Here is a 16,389-nt window from a genome sequence, read left to right on the forward strand (position 1 = left end):
ATGACCGAAACGTTCACCAGCCCGATCTCCAGCGGCATTGACCAGCTGTGGGAGCGGCGCGCCGACCTCACCCCCGACGACGCCGACGCGCGCGCCGCCATCGTCGCCGCCGTCGACCAGATCGACACGGGCGAGGCCCGCGTCGCCCGCATCGACCCCGCGACCGACGACGTCGTCGTCGACGAGCGGGCCAAGCGGGCGATCCTGCTGAGCTTCAAGGTCCTCGGCATGGCGCGCGGGCAGGTGGGCGACTTCCGCTACCACGACCGCATCCCGCTGAAGAGCCGGCTGGACGGCGTCCGCGTCGTGCCCGGCGCCATCGCCCGCTGGGGCGCCTACCTCGCGCCCGGCGTCGTGCTGATGCCGTCGTTCACCAACATCGGCGCCTACGTCGACTCCGGCACGATGGTCGACACGTGGGCCACCGTGGGCTCGTGCGCGCAGATCGGCAAGAACGTGCACCTGTCGGGCGGCGTGGGCATCGGCGGCGTGCTGGAGCCGCCGAACGCCAAGCCCGTGATCATCGAGGACGAGGCCATGATCGGCAGCCGCTCGATGATCGTCGAGGGCGCGCGGGTCGGGAAGGGCGCGGTCGTCGGCTCCGGCACCAACCTGTCGGCGTCCATGCCCGTCATCGACGTCGAGACGGGCGAGGAGATCAGCCGCGGCCGCATCCCCGACTGGTGCGTCGCGGTCGGCGGCACCCGTACCAAGGAGTTCAAGGGCGGGACGTTCGGCCTCCCGGCCGTGCTGATCCTGAAGCGGCTGGAGGAGGGGCAGCGCCACGACAAGGCGTCCCTCAACGACATCCTCCGCGACCACGGCATCAACACCTGACGCGACGGGCGCGCCCCCTGTCGGGGGGCGCGGGTCAGTCGAACCGGGTCTCGGTGATTCTGAGGGGGCGGTCGGTGAGGACGGCGGCGGAGGCGGCGTAGCCGGGCCCGGGGGTCAGGTCGGCGAGGCGGACGGGGGAGACCGCGGCGTCGCCCTCCCACGCGATGACCTCCGCCGGGGCGTCGGGCGACGACACGTGGATGGCGGTCATGGGCGCGGCGAGGCCGTGGCCGGTGGCCTTCAGGAGGGCCTCCTTGCGGCTCCAGTAGGCGTGGAAGCCGCGCCTCCGGTCGTCCATGGCGTTGAGGGCCTCGCGTTCGGCGGCGGTGAGGACCATCTCGGCGAGGCGGTCGATGTCGCGGTCGCTCTCCCGCTCCACGTCCACCCCGACCTCGGCGCCCTCGGCGAGGACGAGGACGACGCGGTCGCCGGAATGGGAGAGGGAGAAGTCGAGGCCGCTGCCGGGCAGGCGCGGCTTGCCGTGCGTGCCGCCGCAGTGCGGGCAGTCGGTCGTGAACCGGATGCTCTGCGGGGCCAGGCCGACCGCGTCGGCGAGGACGGTGCGGGCGAGGAAGCGGCCGGTGACGAAGCGGGCCTTGTCCTCGGCGCGCATGAAACGGTCGTAGCGCTCGCGCTCCCTGTCGTCGAGCAGGGCGCGCATCTCGGGCTCGTCCACGGGGGCCGCCCAGCGGACGGCGCACTCCAGCATCTCCACGAACGTGATGATAGGACTTGGGCATGGGGCTTGATCTGTTCTCGGACGTCGTGGAGCTGACGGCGGCGATCGTCGACATCGAGTCGGTGAGCGGCGCCGAGGGGGCGCTCGCCGACGCCGTCGAGGAGGCGCTGCGGGCGCTCCCGCACCTGGCGGTGGAGCGCGCCGGCGACACCGTCGTCGCCCGCACGCGGTTGGGACGCGGTGAGCGCGTCGTGCTGGCCGGGCACCTCGACACCGTCCCGCTCAACGGCAACCTGCCGTCCCGCCGGGACGGCGGCCGGCTCTACGGGTGCGGCACCACGGACATGAAGAGCGGCGTCGCGGTCGCGCTGCGGCTCGCCGCGACCGTGCCCGAGCCGAACCGCGACATCACCTACGTCTTCTACGAATGCGAGGAGATCGAGGCCGAGCGCAACGGGCTGCGCAAGCTCGCGGCGGCGCGCCCGGAGCTGCTCGCCGGCGACTTCGCCGTGCTGATGGAGCCGACGGGCGCGCAGATCGAGGGCGGCTGCCAGGGCACGATGCGGGCCGAGGTGCGGGCGACGGGGGAGCGGGCGCACAGCGCGCGCGCCTGGATGGGGTCGAACGCCATCCACACGGCCGGGCGGATCCTCGACGTGCTGCGCGCCTACGAGCCGGCGCGGCCGGTTGTGGACGGCCTCGAATACCGCGAGGGCCTGAACGCGGTGTTCATCTCCGGCGGCGTCGCCGGGAACGTCATCCCGGACGAATGCGTCGTGACCGTGAACTACCGGTTCGCGCCGGACAAGTCCGTGGCCGAGGCCGAGGCGTACGTCCGGGAGATCTTCACCGGCTTCGAGGTGACGGTCACCGACGCCGCGTCGGCCGCCCGGCCTGGGCTCACGCACCCGGCGGCGGCCGCCTTCGTCGCGTCCAGCGGGGTCGAGGTCCGCGCGAAGCTCGGCTGGACGGACGTCGCCCGCTTCGCCGAGCTCGGCGTCCCGGCCGTCAACTACGGGCCCGGCGAGCCCACCCTCGCGCACACGAAGGACGAGTACGTCGAGACCGCCCTGATCACCGAGTGCGAGGAACGTATGCGCACGTGGCTGGCCGGTCCGACTACCGTGGCCACATGACTTTGAGTGCCAGTTCCCCCTCCCGCCGCCAGGGGCCCGCGATGCTGCGCGGGCGGGCCGTGCCGAAGACCACGACCGACCAGCGGCTGCTCGACAGCCGCGGCCCGGTCGACTGGGTGCACGCCGACCCGTGGCGCGTGCTGCGGATCCAGGCGGAGTTCGTCGAGGGCTTCGGCCTGCTCGCCGAGCTGCCGAAGGCCGTCAGCGTCTTCGGCAGTGCCCGCTCCAAGTCCGACTCGCCGGAGTACAAGCTCGCCGTCGACATCGGCGCCCGCCTGCACGAGGCCGGGTACGCCGTCGTCACCGGCGGCGGCCCGGGGATCATGGAGGCGGCCAACCGGGGCTGCGACGAGAGCGGCGGCCTGTCCGTCGGCCTCGGCATCGAGCTGCCGTTCGAGCAGCGGCTGAACGACCACGTCGACATCGGCATCGAGTTCCGCTACTTCTTCGTGCGGAAGACGATGTTCGTGAAGTACTCGCAGGCGTTCGTGGTGCTGCCGGGCGGCTTCGGCACCCTCGACGAGCTGTTCGAGGCGATCACCCTCGTCCAGACCAGGAAGATCACCCGCTTTCCGATCGTGCTCGTCGGGACCGAGTTCTGGGGCGGGCTGCTCGACTGGGTCAAGACGTCCATGCTGCCCAGCGGCAAGATCTCCCCGCAGGACATCGACCTCGTCCACCTCACCGACGACCCCGAGGAGGTCGTCCGGATCATCGTCGAGGGCCACACCCGCGCCGAGCAGGAGATCATCGAGGCCCGCGCCCAGGCCGAGGTGGGAGAGACCGCCACCGAGTGACCTGGGGGCTGCGCCTGGTCGGACGACGGCGCCCTGCTCGCCGCGGTCGGTCCCCGCGGTCTCGTCACGCTGGAACTGCGGGGCTGACGCGCCGTGTGAGGGCCGCACGGCCGGGTAGGGCTGCCGTATATATCCCGATTTGGGGGGAACGGGGCATGACGGAGTGGAAGCCCGAGGACGGCGCGGGGGACGCCCGCCGGGATCCGGGCGAGTACGTGAGCGGGGCTTGGCCGATGCCGCCGGCGGCGGAGGACCGGCACAAGGGGGAGGAGGGGTTCAGGCCCGACTCTCCGGAAGGGCGCGGCGGTCGCATGGAGGACCTGAGCCCGGACGATTTCGAATAGGCCGTAGCGGGGTGGGAGGGGTGTTCGCCCCAATTTTCTCATCAAATGAAAGAAGCGAACACCCCGGAAGAGCGGATCCGTTACATCAGCGCGACGGATTCAGGTCGTGTACGGATCCGGTGCCGGGCGGCCAGGCCGGTGCCCGGTCGACCGGCCTTGTGTGCGACGGGGGTTGGGGGCGGATGGTAACGGCATCCAGGTTCGGGCTTAAAGCGGAGGCTACCGCCGCCGGGAGGATGATGGTGGCGGCCGGCGCCGCCGCCGCGGCGGCGGAGATTCCGATGGCGCCCTTGGCCATGTCTCCGTGGAACAGCGCGCAGAGGCTCAGCAGTGGAATGGCGGAAAGCTCCAGGAGCCGAGTCGTCGGGCGGCCTCTTTTGGCGCTCTCCCGGAGCATTCGCGCCGCCTGCGACACCTGGCCGCGGCGGAGGTCCCGGTTGAGGACGATGATGGTCCGGCCGCTCTGTTCGCGCAGGTAGCCGAGCAGGCGGCGCGGCATTCTCGCCCGTGCGAACGGGCCGATCCGGCCGCCCGGCGCGGCCGCGGTCTGCAGGTGGCGCCACACTTCGCCGGCGGCCTCCCCGTCTTCGGTCTCGCCTTCCTTTCCCGGCTTGGCGCCGCTGATGAGAATGAGCGTCGGTTGTTCGGGAATGAGCGGTACAGTGAGACACTGCCAGCCTCGGGCCGACCGGAACGCCTGTTCCAGGTCGAGGGGAGGGTTCCACTGCTGTGCCACCGCCAGTTGGGTGCGCAGTCTGGCGTTCTCCCGGGTCAGACGTTCGATGGTCTCTTTGAGGCGCTGTTCATCAGGAAAATCCATGACGTCTCCCGATCGCGTCATCCGCGTCGTCCGCGCCCCCGAGCAGTACGACACTCAGACAGAAACACTGGATAGCAGATTCGCCTGCTACCCGGCTACCGACGCTATATGTTGTCGGCCTTCTGTCGAGAGTCCGCTCGCTCGTCGAGAGACCGCGGCGCGGGACGCATGCGTTTGAGCAGGACGCCGGTCACGGCCGCCCATTTGTCCTCATCGTCGGCGAGGGATTCGGGTGCGTCCCAGATGAAGCGCAGGAAGGGATCGTCGACTACTTCCTCCGGATAGTTCCCGTCATGGGTGTGCTCGGCGGCGGACGCCGCCGGCGCGGCGGCGTCCAGGCAGATGGGTTCACCGCCGTCGAGGATGGCGCGGAAGCTGCCCCGGCGCCAGCCGAGCCGGTCCTCCAGAGGGATGATGACGCGGTCGGTGTAGTCCCGGCCGCGGCCCGTCTCGATCTTGTTCACGACCGACAGCGAGGGGCCGCCCTCCGCGGCGAGGCTGGCCTGCGATCCGAAGCCCAGCTCGATCCGGCGCTGCCGGACCATCTGTCCCAGTCGTCGCCATGCCTCCGGCGGGTGGCCGAGGTCATCACGGTCGTCGAGGTCGTCCACGTGATCAGGCTCCTTTGTGTGTGCGGGGTGACGGCCTGACACGGTGCGTAAGTGTAGCGGAGCAAAACGGACTTTGAAGAGTCGTAACGCGTTTTCGACGACTTGCATCGGATGGCTGCACAACGAAGTGCATCGAACAACACATGGCATGGTTAAAACGCGTCTTGAAGCTGCACGACGCGCTGAGATGCGTTACGCTTCCCGGCATGTCAAGCTCTCCAGGCAGCGAGATCCCCGTGGAACGGCTTCTGTACACGCCTCAGGAAGCCGCTGAGATCACGTCGTTCACCCGTGACTGGCTCGTCCGGGCAGCGAGCCGGGGAGAGATACCGCATCGCCGTTACGGCAAGCGCCTGTTCCGGTTCGCCCACGAGGACCTCGAAGCGATCAAGGACATGGGGGCCTGCCCGGTCGAGCCGGCCGAACGGTGGGACCGGTCGAACTGATCTCCACGGGTGCCCGAGACCCGTACGCGAAACCCGCAGAAGGAACGCCACATGAACACCGCACCACCATCTCGTCACGCCGTTCGCGGCGCCGGCGCCGCCGGAGGCGCCCGATGAACTGGCTCAGCCAAGGCACCATCAACGACCTGGCCGCGTCGGTCGCCGAGCACGAGGTCGCCATAGAGAGAGCGCACGAGGAACTCGAGAACCACCGCAAGGCCGCCTTCGAGGTCATGGAGGTCCTGCACCGGCACCAGGGGCTCGCCGCGGAGGCGAAGTTCCTGCTGACGATCGCGCACGGCGCCGCGCCCATCCCGTCCCCCGGCGAGATCCGCGAGGTCGCCGGGGAGGACGAGGGGCTCGGCCTCGCGATCGGCAGCATCCGGATGGCGCTGCCGCCGGACGCCACCGCCGTGCAGTTCGGGCACCTGGCCGAGTCGATGCGCGCGCTGTACGCCGCCGCGCACGTCGTCGCCCTGCACGCGGACGAGCGGGCGCGCACCGGGGGCCCGCCCTTCCTGCCGGAACCGGAGGTCCAGGCGCCGGTGCCCCGTGCCTTCGCCTCGCTCATGGGCTGCCGCGTCCGCGTGGACAACACCGACGGCACCCGGGACGTCGGCCTGCTCGGCTCCGTCGAAGGGGGGCAGCTCACCCTCCTCGACGAGGACGGCGTCCCCGTCGCGTGGCCGCTGCTGGACGAGGTGCTCGCGGTCCGGGCCTGGCCGGACGCCGAGGACGACCAGGACGACGACGCCCCGGACGACGTCCTGCGGAACGCCGACGCCCCCGCCGGACCCGGGGACGCCGGGACCGGGCAGGGGCCGGCCCAGCCGCGCGCCGGCGGCGTGGTGTCCCTGGTGCGGCGCGGCGGACGGGCCAAGAGCGCCTCCGGAATGTGAGGTGGCGCGGTGAGTGGGGGACACCCCTGGGCCGCCGTCCTGGTCGCCGCGATCATGCTGGGCGCGCTGGCCGCCGCCCGGCGCCGCCGGCGCCTGTACTGGAAGGCGACCGAGACGCTGGCGGCGCTCGGCAGGGCGGAGAAGGCCGTCCGGCTCATCGCCTCCCAGCGCGACGAGGCGGTGGCGGCGCAGAACCGGGCGGAGGCGCTCGGCACGGAGGCGCTCCGCGAACACCGCTCGCTGACCGAAGCCTGCTACGACCTGGCCAAGCGGTGGGAGTCGCTGCCCCGCGACGACTCCGGCGCGCACGCCGAGCAGCTCCGCCGGCTCGTCCGGCTGCACAGCTGGGACGTGCGGTGACGAACCGCCGATGAACGACGTCGTCTCCCTGAGTGGGGGGAGAGGGGGACGACCTCCGGCGGCGGGTCTCGTATGGGGGAGGAGATCCGCCGTCGCCGGCGGCCACGCCGGCCACGCGTGGCCGCCGGCCATCCATTCCTGGATCCCATGAACGGTAGTGAGCAATGACCTTGCACGAACCCGAGATCGCCTCCCTGCTCCGCCTGGAGGCGTACGACACGTCCGGCGGCGCGGACGCCGCGCTCGCGGCGCCGGCCCCGGGGCGCTCCCGGGTGTGGACGGACCTGGCGCTGATCGTGTGCGTCATCGCGCTGGCCCTGCTCGGCGCGATCGTGATCGGCGTCGAGATGTCCCGGCTGGCCGCGTCGCCGGGCCCCTGCCTGGCACCCCGCTGATATCGGTAGAGAGAGAAGTAGACGGTGGCTTCAATGAACCAGGACGTGATGGGGACGAGCGCGGCGGCGACCGAGTACGCCGCGCCCGTCCAGTGGGCGCCGTGGCTGCAGCGGGGGCTCGGCGGCAAGCACCGCCGGCCGCGCCGCAGCGTCGTCCAGATGATCAAGGGCATGCCGCCCTTCCCGCGCCGCACGCTCAAGTACCAGGGGCCGGGCATGCCGCTCATGCGCGGCATGGACGTCGAGCGGTGGCAGCGGCAGATGTGCAAGAAGGGCTACACGCTGAACGTCGACGGATGGTTCGGGCCCCGGTCGAGCAAGGTCGCCAAGTCGCTGCAGCGGCGCGCGGGCCTCGCGGACGACGGCGAGATCGACGCCTGGACGTGGGCGGCGACCTGGGACTGACCCCCGGCCCGCGGCTCGTTTTGGCCCCCTCTCCGCGGTAGTAGACGCACGTGGAATCGACGGGAACCTGAGCCCGATGGACGGCGCGCTCCGCCCGGACCCGGACCGTCCCGGCCTGGGCCTGGAGGTCCGCTGGGACGACGCGGAGCCGTTCCGGGTGTACGGCGCCCGCCCGGCGTGACGCGGCCCGCCGCCGGCGGGCGCGCCGCGACCCCGCACCGGGCGCGCGACGCTCCTGCCCGGCCTCGCGCTCGTCTCCGCGGCGGGCCGCCCCCGCGCCGGACCCGTCCGGGCCGTCTGCCGCAGGCGCTGGTCGTCGTCTTCTTCCTGGCCAGCGCGCTGGCGGGGGTCTCGCCTTCCGCCACTGGGGCGGGACGGCCGCCGCCGTGCCGCTCGGCGTCCTGGCCATCCTCACGGCCGCCGCCTTCGCGCGGCCGCCCGGGGAGGACGGCTGACCGCCGGGGCTCCCCGCCCGCAGGCCCGCCGCGGGGCACGGAGTCGCAAAATCGTGCCCTGCTCGCGGCTGATCTCCGGAGGGCGGGAACTGTCCCTCCTGGAGGTGGAGCGTGGACAGGAACGCGAAGGTCAGGGCCTGCGCGCTGGCGGCGGCGGGGACGCTGGCGCTCGCAGGATGCAGCGACGCCGAGAAGGCCGCGACGCCGGCGGCGAACACCTCGGCGCCGGTCAGCGGGCCGGCGTCGGATCTGCAGCGGCAATACGAGCAGGTCGTGGACGCCGTGCTGCCGTCGGTCGTGAAGATCCAGACCGACCAGGCGGAGGGCTCGGGCGTCGTCTACGACGGGCAGGGCCACATCGTCACGAACGCGCACGTGGTCGCCGGGGCGAAGAAGATCCAGGTCACGTCCTCGGGCGGCGGCGCCACGCTGGACGCCGCGCCGGTCGGCGCGTTCGCGGCGGACGACCTCGCCGTCATCAAGGTGTCCGGGGGGAACCTCAAGCCGGCGTCGTGGGGCGACTCGGGCAAGGCGCAGGTCGGGCAGATCGTCCTGGCGATGGGGAACCCGCTGGGGCTGGCGGGGAGCGTGACGAACGGGATCGTCTCCGCGCTGCACCGGACGGTCTCGACCAAGGGCGATGGCTCCTTCCAGGGGTCCACGATCTCCGACGCCATCCAGACGAGCGCGGCCATCAACCCGGGCAACAGCGGCGGCGCCCTGGTCACCCTGAACGGGCAGGTGATCGGCATCCCGACCGCGGCCGCGTCGGACCCGTCGGTCGGCGGGCAGGCGGCCGGGATCGGGTTCGCGACGCCGAGCAACACCGTGAAGAACATCGTCCCGCAGCTCGTCGAGAACGGGAAGGTGTCGAACTCGGGCCGGGCGGCGCTCGGCGTGACGGTCCGGACGATCGTCGACCCGCAGAGCGGCGAGCGGACGGCGGTCGCGATCGTGAACGTCGAGAGCGGCGGCGGCGCCGCGAAGGCGGGCCTGCGGCCGGGCGACCTGATCCTGTCGGTGAACGGCACCGCGACGCCGGACCAGACGGCGCTGTCGACGGTGCTCGCGAACCTCAAGCCGGGCGACACGGTGAAGGTCGAGGTCCAGACGCAGGACGGCGCGAAGAAGACCGTCCAGGTGACGCTCGGGCAGCTGCCCGGCGGCTGATCCCCGGTCGGCCGGCATCCCCCTCCCCTGCTTCGAGGTGGCCTGTACAAGGGTATAGTGTACGCCTGTACAGGCTACTGAACATGCGTACAGGGGGTAGGGGTGCCGGCCGAGCGAGCCGACGATCTGACCGGCCGCGCCCGGATCCGGGACGCGGCGCTGCTGCAGTTCGCCGAGCACGGGGTGAAGGGCGCGACGATCCGCGGCATCGCGCGGGCCGCCGGCGTCTCGCCCGCCCTCGTCCAGCACCACTACGGGACGAAGGAGGCGCTGCGCCGGGCGTGCGACGAGTACGTCATCGCGACCCTCGGCGCGACCAAGCGCGAGGCCCTCGGCGGCGGGATGGGCGACCCCGACTTCCTGACCCTCGCCATGCGGACGGCCCTGCCCGTCCAGCGCTACCTGGCCCGCGCCCTGACCGACGGCTCGGAGGCCGCGAACACGCTCTTCGACGACGCGGTGGCGTTCAGCGAGGAGATCCTCGAACGCGGCTCCTCCGGCTTGAACCGGCCCGTCACCGACGACCTGCACGCCTACGCGACCGTCCTGACCGCGATGAGCGTCGGCATGGTCGTCTTGCACGAACACCTCTCCAGGGCCCTCGGCGCCGACACCCTGACGGCCGAGGGCTATCCCCGGATGGCGCTCGCGGCGCTGGAGATCCTCAGCGACGACCTCATGTCGCCGGAGCTGGTCGACCAGGCGCGCGTCGCGCTCAAGAACATGCTCGCCGCCGGCGGGCAGCCCCCCTCAAGGAGAACCGGTGACCGCTGACACGCCTCCGATATCCGTATCCGGCCTGGTCAAGAACTTCGGCCGGACGCGCGCGCTGGACGGCCTCGACCTGACCGTCCGGCCCGGCGAGGTGCACGGCTTCCTCGGCCCGAACGGCGCCGGGAAATCGACCGCCATCAGGGTCCTGCTGGGCCTGCTGCGCGCCGACGCGGGCACGGCCCGGCTGCTCGGCGGCGACCCCTGGCGGGACGCGACCGAGCTGCACCGCCGCCTCGCCTACGTCCCCGGCGACGTGACGCTGTGGCCGAACCTGTCCGGCGGCGAGGTCATCGACCTGCTCGGGCGGATGCGCGGCGGCCTGGACCGGCGCCGCAAGGCCGAGCTGCTCGACCGGTTCGAGCTGGACCCGCGCAAGAAGGGCCGCGCCTACTCCAAGGGCAACCGGCAGAAGGTCGGCCTCGTCGCGGCGCTCGCGTCCGACGCCGAGCTGCTGCTGCTGGACGAGCCGACCTCCGGCCTCGACCCCCTCATGGAGGAGGTCTTCCAGGAGTGCGTCCGCGAGGAGCGGAGCGCGGGCCGGACCGTCCTGCTGTCCAGCCACATCCTGTCCGAGGTCGAGGCGCTCTGCGACCGCGTGACGATCATCCGCAAGGGCGTCGCGGTGGAGTCCGGCACCCTCGACGAGCTGCGGCACCTGACCCGCACCTCGATCCGCGCGGAGCTCGCCGGCCCGCCGGACGGCATCCCGCTGCCCGGCGCCCACGACGTCCGGATCGACGGCACCACCATCACGTTCGAGGTCGACACCCCGCAGCTCGACACCGCGCTCCGGGTGCTCACCGAGATCGGCGTCCGCAGCCTCGTCAGCCGCCCGCCGACGCTGGAGGAGCTGTTCCTGCGCCACTACAAGGACGAGCTGCAGGAGGCCGCACGATGAGCGGAGCGAACCGGGGGGTCGTCCCCCCGCAGATGGCAGGTGTGAGCGCGCTCACCGGGACGGGCGGGCTGGTCCGGCTGATCCTGCGCCGCGACCGGATGCTGCTGCCCGCCTGGGTGCTCTGGATCGCGGTGATCCCGCTCGGCTTCGTCGGCGCCACCGACAGCCTCTACCCGGAGGCCGCCGACCGGCTCCAGTACGCGCACACGACCGGGACCAATCCGACGTTCCTGGCCCTCTACGGGCCGATGTACGGCACCGACCTCGGCAGCATCATCGCGCAGCGCGCCGGGTTCGTCCCGGTCGTGATCGGGCTGATCAGTGCGCTGACCGTCATCCGGCACACCCGCACCGAGGAGGAGGCCGGCCGCCGCGAGCTGCTCGGCGCCACCGTCGCCGGACGCGGCGCGGGACTGGCCGCCGCGCTCATCGTGACGATGGGGGCCAACCTCGTCCTCGCCGCGCTGCTCACCGCGGGCCTGACCGCGCAGGGACTGCCCGCCGCGGGGTCGCTGGCCTTCGGGCTGCAGATGGCCGCCGGCGGCTGCGTCTTCGCGGCCGTCGCGGGCGTCACCGCGCAGCTCAGCGAGGGCGCCGGGGCGGCCAGGGGCACGGCCATCGCCGCGCTCGGCGCCGCGTTCACAGTCCGGATGGCCGCCGACGTGGGCGGTGCGGGCAACTCCCTGTCCTGGCTCGGCTGGCTGTCCCCGCTCGGCTGGGGCAACCGGCTCCGCGCCTACGGCGGCGAACGCTGGTGGACGCTCGCGCTGGTCGCCGCGCTGGTCGCGGCACTGGTGGCCGCCGCCGGGGCGCTCTCGGCGCGCCGGGACGTGGGCGCCGGCGTGCTGCCGCCGAGGCTCGGCCCGGCCGACGCGCCGGCCCGGCTGTCCGGGCCGTTCGGGCTCGCGTGGCGGCTGCAGAGCCGGTCCCTGTACGGGTGGCTCGCCGGGTTCGCCGCGCTCGGCGTCGTGTACGGCGCCGTCGCGGGCGGGGTCCTGGACATGGTGAAGGACAACCCGGACCTGGCGGAGATCTTCACCCGCCTCGGCGGGCAGAGCGCGATCGTCGACGCCTACTTCGCGTCCGTGATGGGGATGGTCGGCCTGATCGCGTCCGCCTACGCGGTGTCGACCGCGCTGCGCCTGCGCACCGAGGAGGCCGCCCAGCGCGCCGAACCGCTGCTCGCCACCGCGACCGGGCGGCTGCGCTGGGCGTCCGGCCACCTGCTGTTCACCCTGCTCGGCCCGGTCGCGGCGCTCACCGTCGCCGGGCTCGCGGCGGGGGTGGCGCACGGCCTGGACACCGGCGACCCCGGCCGCGAGGTGCCGCGCGTCCTCGGCGCCGCGCTGGCGCAGCTGCCGGCCGTCTGGCTGGTCGGCGCGATCGCGCTCGCGCTGTTCGGGCTGGCACCGGGGCTGACCGGCGGGGCCTGGGCGGCGGTCGCGGGCTGCGCGCTGATCACGCTCTTCGGCGCGGCGCTCGGCCTCGACCAGTGGGCCCTGGACCTCTCGCCCTTCACCCACATCCCGAAGCTGCCGGGACGCTCGTTCGCGCTCGCGCCCGTGCTGTGGCTGCTGGCGATCGCCGCCGCGCTGTCCGCCGCCGGGCTGGCCGGCTTCCGGCGGCGCGACCTCGCGACCCGGTAGCGGTTAGATTGGCCGGGTGACAACGCCGGAACCCCTCGCCATCTGCGTCTTCTGCTCGTCCAGCGGCAGGATCGACCGCAGCTACACCGACCTCGCCGCCGCGGCCGGCGCCGAGCTGGCCCGCCGCGGCCACAGCCTGGTCAGCGGCGGCGCCCAGGTCTCGTGCATGGGCGCCGTCGCCCGCGCGGCGCGGGCCGGCGGCGCCCGCACCGTCGGGGTGATCCCCGAGGGCCTGGTCAGCGTCGAGATCTCCGACGAGGACAACGACGAGCTGATCGTCACGCCCGACATGCGGAGCCGCAAGGGCGAGATGGACCGGCGCAGCGACGCCTTCCTCATCCTGCCCGGCGGCATCGGCACGCTGGAGGAGCTGTTCGAGGTGTGGACGGCCCGCGTCCTCGCGATGCACGAGAAGCCCGTCGTCATCCTCGACCCGACCGGCGTGTACGAGCCGCTGCGCGAGCTGATGGCGGGGCTCACCGACCAGGGCTTCGCCCGGCCCAGGATCTGGGACGCCATCGGCTGGACGACGTCCGTCCCCGAGGCGTTCGACCTGCTGGAGCGCAGGCAGCCACGCATCGACTTCTCCCCGGAGGACTACGCCGAGACCCAGCTCTAGCCGTGCCGGCCGGCGACGGCTCCGGACGCGCGCTCAGTCGTGCTTGCGTCCCGGCATGTTCTCGTACATGTCGGTGAGCTTCTGCCGGAAGCCGCGGGCCGCGATGCCGATCTTCTGCGGGTCCTTGAAGCCGATCTCCCAGAACGGCGCGAGGACCGAGGAGAACGCCACGTTCACCCACACGTCGATGGGGCCGAGCTCGTCCTCGGCCCGCCGCGCGGCCTCCTCCACCCGGGCGCCGTCGGCCATGTCGACGCCGATCGGGAGCGCCTGCCCGCCGGCCGCCTCGACGTCGGCGGCGGCGCCGCGCAGGCCCGTCTCGCCGCGCGCCAGCAGTGCGATCTTCGCGCCGCGCCGCGTCGCGCGAACGCGACGGCGGCGGCCCGGCCGATGCCGCCGCTGGCGCCCGTGATCACGACGACGCCGTTCTCGTCGATCCGATGTTTCGTCAGCACCCAGTCCCACTGCCCGAGCCGCCGGCTCTTTAACGCGGGACCGGCCGGACGGCCGTCCGGCCGCCCCTCGGATACGGTCGGAGGGTGCGCGCCCGCGAACTCGCCGTCGACTACCCGACCGTCACCCCGGCCGGCTCCGCGCTGGACGCCGCCCGCCTCCTCGCGGACGAGCGGCTGCCCGGCCTCGTCGTCGTGGACGACCGGCGGCGCGCGGTCGCGGTGATCCCCGGCTCGCAGCTGCTGCGCGGGATCGTCCCGCCGCACGTCCGGGACGATCCGGCGCTCGCCCGCGTCTACGACGAGCGCCACGCCGACCGGCTCGCCGCCAGGCTCGGCGACCGGAGCGTCGGCGAGCTGCTGGAGGACGGCCGGACGGCGCTCCCCGTCGTCGGCCCGGAGGCCACCGTGATGGAGATCGCGAGCGTCATGGCGGGCGCCCGCTGCCCGGTCGTGGCGGTCTCCGACGACGACGAGCACCCCGCGAAGGGCGCCCTGATCGGCGCCGTCACCGCCGCCCACCTGCTGGACCGCCTCCTCGCCGCGCCCGGGGACGGCTGACCCGCGCCGCCTCCGGCCCGTCCCGCGCCCCGGTCGCCGGACCGGGCTGCCAGGTTGTGATGGCTTCAAGTAAGAACGTCTAGATGTAAGAACAAAGTATTGACTGGCGTTCCGGCGCGGGCTAAAAATTGGCGGCAGGCCACACGACGATGACGAGCGAATGATCGGCAGGCGCCAGCCGCCGCCTGTCCCTGTCCCTCAGGTGAACTCGCCATCTGATCGGACCGGACGGGTCAGGGGAGGCGCCATGCTGGTCGGACTGTCGGGCGCGGGGCGGATCGAGATTGGAACGTTCCTAGAGATGGCCGCGGGCAACGCTCCGAGCCCCCGCACCGTGGACGAGGCGGAGGCGTTCCTCGTCGCCGAGGCCGCCACGGCGCCGCTGCGCGAGGGCCGCCGGGTCCAACCTGCGGAGCTGCGATGATCTGGGCGGTGGCGTTCGGCGCGGTCGCGCTGGCCTTCGTCTGGGTCACCGGGGTCAACGACGGCGCCGCCCTGCTCGGCCTGAGCGGGCGCTACCCCCGCTCGCCCGGGCTCCTGCTGATGGCGCTGGCGCTCATGCCGCTGGTACTCGTCCCGCAGCTCACCGTCGCGGTCGCGCGGACGTTCACCGAGGGGCTCACCGACCTCGGCGACCGGCGCGGCGCGCTCGCCTTCCTGCTCGGCGTGACCGTCGCGCTCGCCGTCGTCGCCGGCCTGTCCCGGCGGGGCCTGCCGACCAGCCTGACACTCGCGATCGTCGGCGGCATCGGCGGCGCCGGGCTCGGCACGGGCCTCGACGTGTCCTGGCGCGGGCTCGCCCTCGTGCTGACCGTCGGCGCGGCGGCGCCGCTCGTCGGGGCGTCCGTCGGCTACGGGCTCGGGCTCGCCGCCCGGCGCGTCCCGTCCTTCACCCGGATGGCCGGCGCCGTGCGGGCCGCGCACGTCCTCGCCTACGGCGCCCAGTGCGCCGCCTACGCCGCCAACGACGGGCAGAAGATGCTCGCCGTCGTCAGCGTCGCGCGGCACGTCGTCTCCATGCGGCAACTCGGCGCGATCGGGCCCGTCCAGCCCACCCCGGTGGTGCTCATCGCGATCGCCGTCGTGTTCTGCGCCGGCGCGCTCAGCGCCGTCCACCGGGTGGGGGAGCGGCTCGGCCGCGGGCTCGTGCTGGCCCGGCCGCTGCACGTCGTCTCCACCGAGGCGGCGGCGGCCGCGTCCGTCGCGGCCAGCGCGATGGCGGGCGCGCCGGTCAGCATGACGCAGTCGGTCACCGCCGGGGTCGTGGGCGTCGCCGCCAGCGAGGGCGCCGCGCGGGTGCGCTGGCCGAACGTCCTCGGCGTCGGCGCGGCCTGGGTGCTCACCCTCCCGCTCGCGTTCGCCGCCGGCGCACTCGGCGGCCTCGCGATGAGGGCGCTGTGAGGGCGCCCGCGCGGCCCGTCCGGAGGTTCCGGCTCGCCTGGGACGACCTGCGCGGCCGATCCGGCGACCGGGTGATCGGGCAGGTCGCCCGGCAGGTCCGTGCCGTCCGCGACGGCGCCGAGCTGGCGCGGGAGATGGCCGCCGGGCGGGTCCCGCCGGGCGCCGCCCGCGCCCGGATGACCGAGATCGAGCACGCCGGCGACGCCGAGCGGGCCGCGCTCGCCGCGATGCTGCGCAGCGTCCTCGCCACCCCCATCGACCGGGAGGACCTCTACCGGCTCTCCCGCTCCGTCGACGACGTCCTGGACAACCTCCGCGACTTCGTCCGCGAGACCGACCTGTTCGGGCCGCCCGGACTCGGTTTCGCCGTCCCGCCGCTCGACGCGGTGCTGGAGGGGCTGACCGCCCTCGACACCGCCGTCCGGAAGGTCCTCGCCGAGCCCGCCGCGGTCACCATCGCGGCGCTGGGCGCGCGCAAGGCGGGCAACCGCGTCCGGGAGAACCGGCAGGCCGCGCTCGCGCAGCTGTTCGCCGGGCCGCTCGACCTCGACGTCCTGCGCAGCCGGGAGCTGCTCGACCGGCTCGACGCGGTGGGGCGGCGGCTCGGCGAGGCGGCCGACGCCCTCTCGGACGCGATGCTCAAACGCAGTCACTGACCGTCCCCCCCACCCACCCCCACCCCCA

The 16,389-nt window shown here is 73.3% G+C and carries 22 protein-coding genes; 18 read left to right on the forward strand and 4 right to left on the reverse strand.

Going from position 1 to position 16,389, the window contains the following annotated elements:
- Positions 1–837 (forward strand): 2,3,4,5-tetrahydropyridine-2,6-dicarboxylate N-succinyltransferase, encoded by an 837-nt coding sequence (locus tag SM611_RS17060; protein ID WP_371950543.1) that lies wholly within the window; start codon positions 1–3, stop codon positions 835–837.
- A gap of 34 nt (positions 838–871) precedes the next feature.
- On the opposite strand, the gene SM611_RS17065 is transcribed toward SM611_RS17060, so the two are convergent.
- Positions 872–1,546: a 4'-phosphopantetheinyl transferase family protein gene (locus SM611_RS17065; RefSeq protein ID WP_371951024.1), complete on the reverse strand. Its 675-nt coding sequence runs from the start codon at positions 1,544–1,546 to the stop codon at positions 872–874.
- A gap of 29 nt (positions 1,547–1,575) precedes the next feature.
- Between SM611_RS17065 and dapE the strand changes: the two genes are divergently transcribed.
- From dapE to SM611_RS17080, 3 genes are all read left to right on the forward strand, one after another.
- Positions 1,576–2,652: a succinyl-diaminopimelate desuccinylase gene (gene dapE / locus SM611_RS17070; protein ID WP_371950544.1), complete on the forward strand. Its 1,077-nt coding sequence runs from the start codon at positions 1,576–1,578 to the stop codon at positions 2,650–2,652.
- Positions 2,649–3,449 carry an LOG family protein gene (locus tag SM611_RS17075; RefSeq protein WP_371950545.1) on the forward strand — a complete coding sequence of 267 codons (801 nt, stop codon included), beginning with the start codon at positions 2,649–2,651 and terminating at the stop codon, positions 3,447–3,449. Before dapE ends, SM611_RS17075 begins: the two co-directional genes overlap by 4 nt.
- 155 nt (positions 3,450–3,604) lie before the next feature.
- Complete coding sequence (locus tag SM611_RS17080) at positions 3,605–3,793, forward strand: hypothetical protein (protein ID WP_371950546.1); 189 nt, start codon at positions 3,605–3,607, stop codon at positions 3,791–3,793.
- Positions 3,794–3,878: 85 nt separating this feature from the next.
- Here SM611_RS17080 and SM611_RS17085 read toward each other — a convergent pair whose 3' ends face one another.
- Positions 3,879–4,613 carry a hypothetical protein gene (locus tag SM611_RS17085; protein ID WP_371950547.1) on the reverse strand — a complete coding sequence of 245 codons (735 nt, stop codon included), beginning with the start codon at positions 4,611–4,613 and terminating at the stop codon, positions 3,879–3,881.
- A 104-nt stretch (positions 4,614–4,717) separates the two neighbouring features.
- Positions 4,718–5,224, reverse strand: coding sequence for a helix-turn-helix domain-containing protein (locus SM611_RS17090; protein WP_371950548.1), 507 nt, complete (start codon positions 5,222–5,224; stop codon positions 4,718–4,720).
- A gap of 236 nt (positions 5,225–5,460) precedes the next feature.
- On the opposite strand from SM611_RS17090, the gene SM611_RS17095 reads away from it, so the two are divergent.
- From SM611_RS17095 to SM611_RS17140, 10 genes are all read left to right on the forward strand, one after another.
- On the forward strand, positions 5,461–5,670 hold the full coding sequence (locus SM611_RS17095) for a helix-turn-helix domain-containing protein (protein ID WP_165965080.1): 210 nt from the start codon (positions 5,461–5,463) through the stop codon (positions 5,668–5,670).
- Between the two features lie 113 nt (positions 5,671–5,783).
- Positions 5,784–6,569 (forward strand): hypothetical protein, encoded by a 786-nt coding sequence (locus SM611_RS17100; protein WP_371950549.1) that lies wholly within the window; start codon positions 5,784–5,786, stop codon positions 6,567–6,569.
- A 9-nt stretch (positions 6,570–6,578) separates the two neighbouring features.
- Positions 6,579–6,929, forward strand: coding sequence for a hypothetical protein (locus SM611_RS17105; protein ID WP_371950550.1), 351 nt, complete (start codon positions 6,579–6,581; stop codon positions 6,927–6,929).
- A gap of 164 nt (positions 6,930–7,093) precedes the next feature.
- Positions 7,094–7,324: a hypothetical protein gene (locus SM611_RS17110; RefSeq protein WP_371950551.1), complete on the forward strand. Its 231-nt coding sequence runs from the start codon at positions 7,094–7,096 to the stop codon at positions 7,322–7,324.
- A gap of 33 nt (positions 7,325–7,357) precedes the next feature.
- Positions 7,358–7,729, forward strand: a complete 372-nt coding sequence (locus SM611_RS17115; protein ID WP_371950552.1) for a peptidoglycan-binding domain-containing protein — start codon at positions 7,358–7,360, stop codon at positions 7,727–7,729.
- Between the two features lie 566 nt (positions 7,730–8,295).
- On the forward strand, positions 8,296–9,354 hold the full coding sequence (locus SM611_RS17120) for a S1C family serine protease (protein ID WP_371950553.1): 1,059 nt from the start codon (positions 8,296–8,298) through the stop codon (positions 9,352–9,354).
- A 102-nt stretch (positions 9,355–9,456) separates the two neighbouring features.
- Positions 9,457–10,128, forward strand: a complete 672-nt coding sequence (locus SM611_RS17125) for a TetR/AcrR family transcriptional regulator (RefSeq protein ID WP_371950554.1) — start codon at positions 9,457–9,459, stop codon at positions 10,126–10,128.
- On the forward strand, positions 10,118–11,026 hold the full coding sequence (locus tag SM611_RS17130) for an ABC transporter ATP-binding protein (protein WP_371950555.1): 909 nt from the start codon (positions 10,118–10,120) through the stop codon (positions 11,024–11,026). Before SM611_RS17125 ends, SM611_RS17130 begins: the two co-directional genes overlap by 11 nt.
- On the forward strand, positions 11,023–12,672 hold the full coding sequence (locus SM611_RS17135; protein WP_371950556.1) for an ABC transporter permease: 1,650 nt from the start codon (positions 11,023–11,025) through the stop codon (positions 12,670–12,672). The genes SM611_RS17130 and SM611_RS17135 overlap by 4 nt, the downstream gene beginning before the upstream one ends.
- A gap of 16 nt (positions 12,673–12,688) precedes the next feature.
- Positions 12,689–13,291, forward strand: a complete 603-nt coding sequence (locus tag SM611_RS17140) for an LOG family protein (protein ID WP_371950557.1) — start codon at positions 12,689–12,691, stop codon at positions 13,289–13,291.
- 33 nt (positions 13,292–13,324) lie between these two features.
- Here the strand turns inward: SM611_RS17140 and SM611_RS17145 are convergent, their stop codons facing one another.
- Positions 13,325–13,756, reverse strand: coding sequence for an SDR family NAD(P)-dependent oxidoreductase (locus SM611_RS17145; RefSeq protein WP_371950558.1), 432 nt, complete (start codon positions 13,754–13,756; stop codon positions 13,325–13,327).
- 74 nt (positions 13,757–13,830) lie between these two features.
- Here SM611_RS17145 and SM611_RS17150 point away from each other — a divergent pair, with 74 nt between their 5' ends.
- The 4 genes from SM611_RS17150 to SM611_RS17165 all read left to right on the forward strand — a co-directional run bounded on the left by SM611_RS17150 (position 13,831) and on the right by SM611_RS17165 (position 16,361).
- Positions 13,831–14,304, forward strand: a complete 474-nt coding sequence (locus tag SM611_RS17150; protein ID WP_371950559.1) for a CBS domain-containing protein — start codon at positions 13,831–13,833, stop codon at positions 14,302–14,304.
- 247 nt (positions 14,305–14,551) lie between these two features.
- A complete protein-coding gene (locus SM611_RS17155; protein ID WP_371950560.1) occupies positions 14,552–14,728 on the forward strand; it encodes a hypothetical protein in 177 nt (58 codons plus the stop codon).
- Complete coding sequence (locus SM611_RS17160; protein WP_371950561.1) at positions 14,725–15,705, forward strand: inorganic phosphate transporter; 981 nt, start codon at positions 14,725–14,727, stop codon at positions 15,703–15,705. The genes SM611_RS17155 and SM611_RS17160 overlap by 4 nt, the downstream gene beginning before the upstream one ends.
- Complete coding sequence (locus tag SM611_RS17165) at positions 15,702–16,361, forward strand: DUF47 domain-containing protein (RefSeq protein ID WP_371950562.1); 660 nt, start codon at positions 15,702–15,704, stop codon at positions 16,359–16,361. The genes SM611_RS17160 and SM611_RS17165 overlap by 4 nt, the downstream gene beginning before the upstream one ends.
- The last annotated feature ends 28 nt before the right edge of the window (positions 16,362–16,389 follow it).

The organism is Actinomadura monticuli, assembly GCF_041463655.1.
Taxonomy (GTDB): domain Bacteria; phylum Actinomycetota; class Actinomycetes; order Streptosporangiales; family Streptosporangiaceae; genus Spirillospora; species Spirillospora monticuli.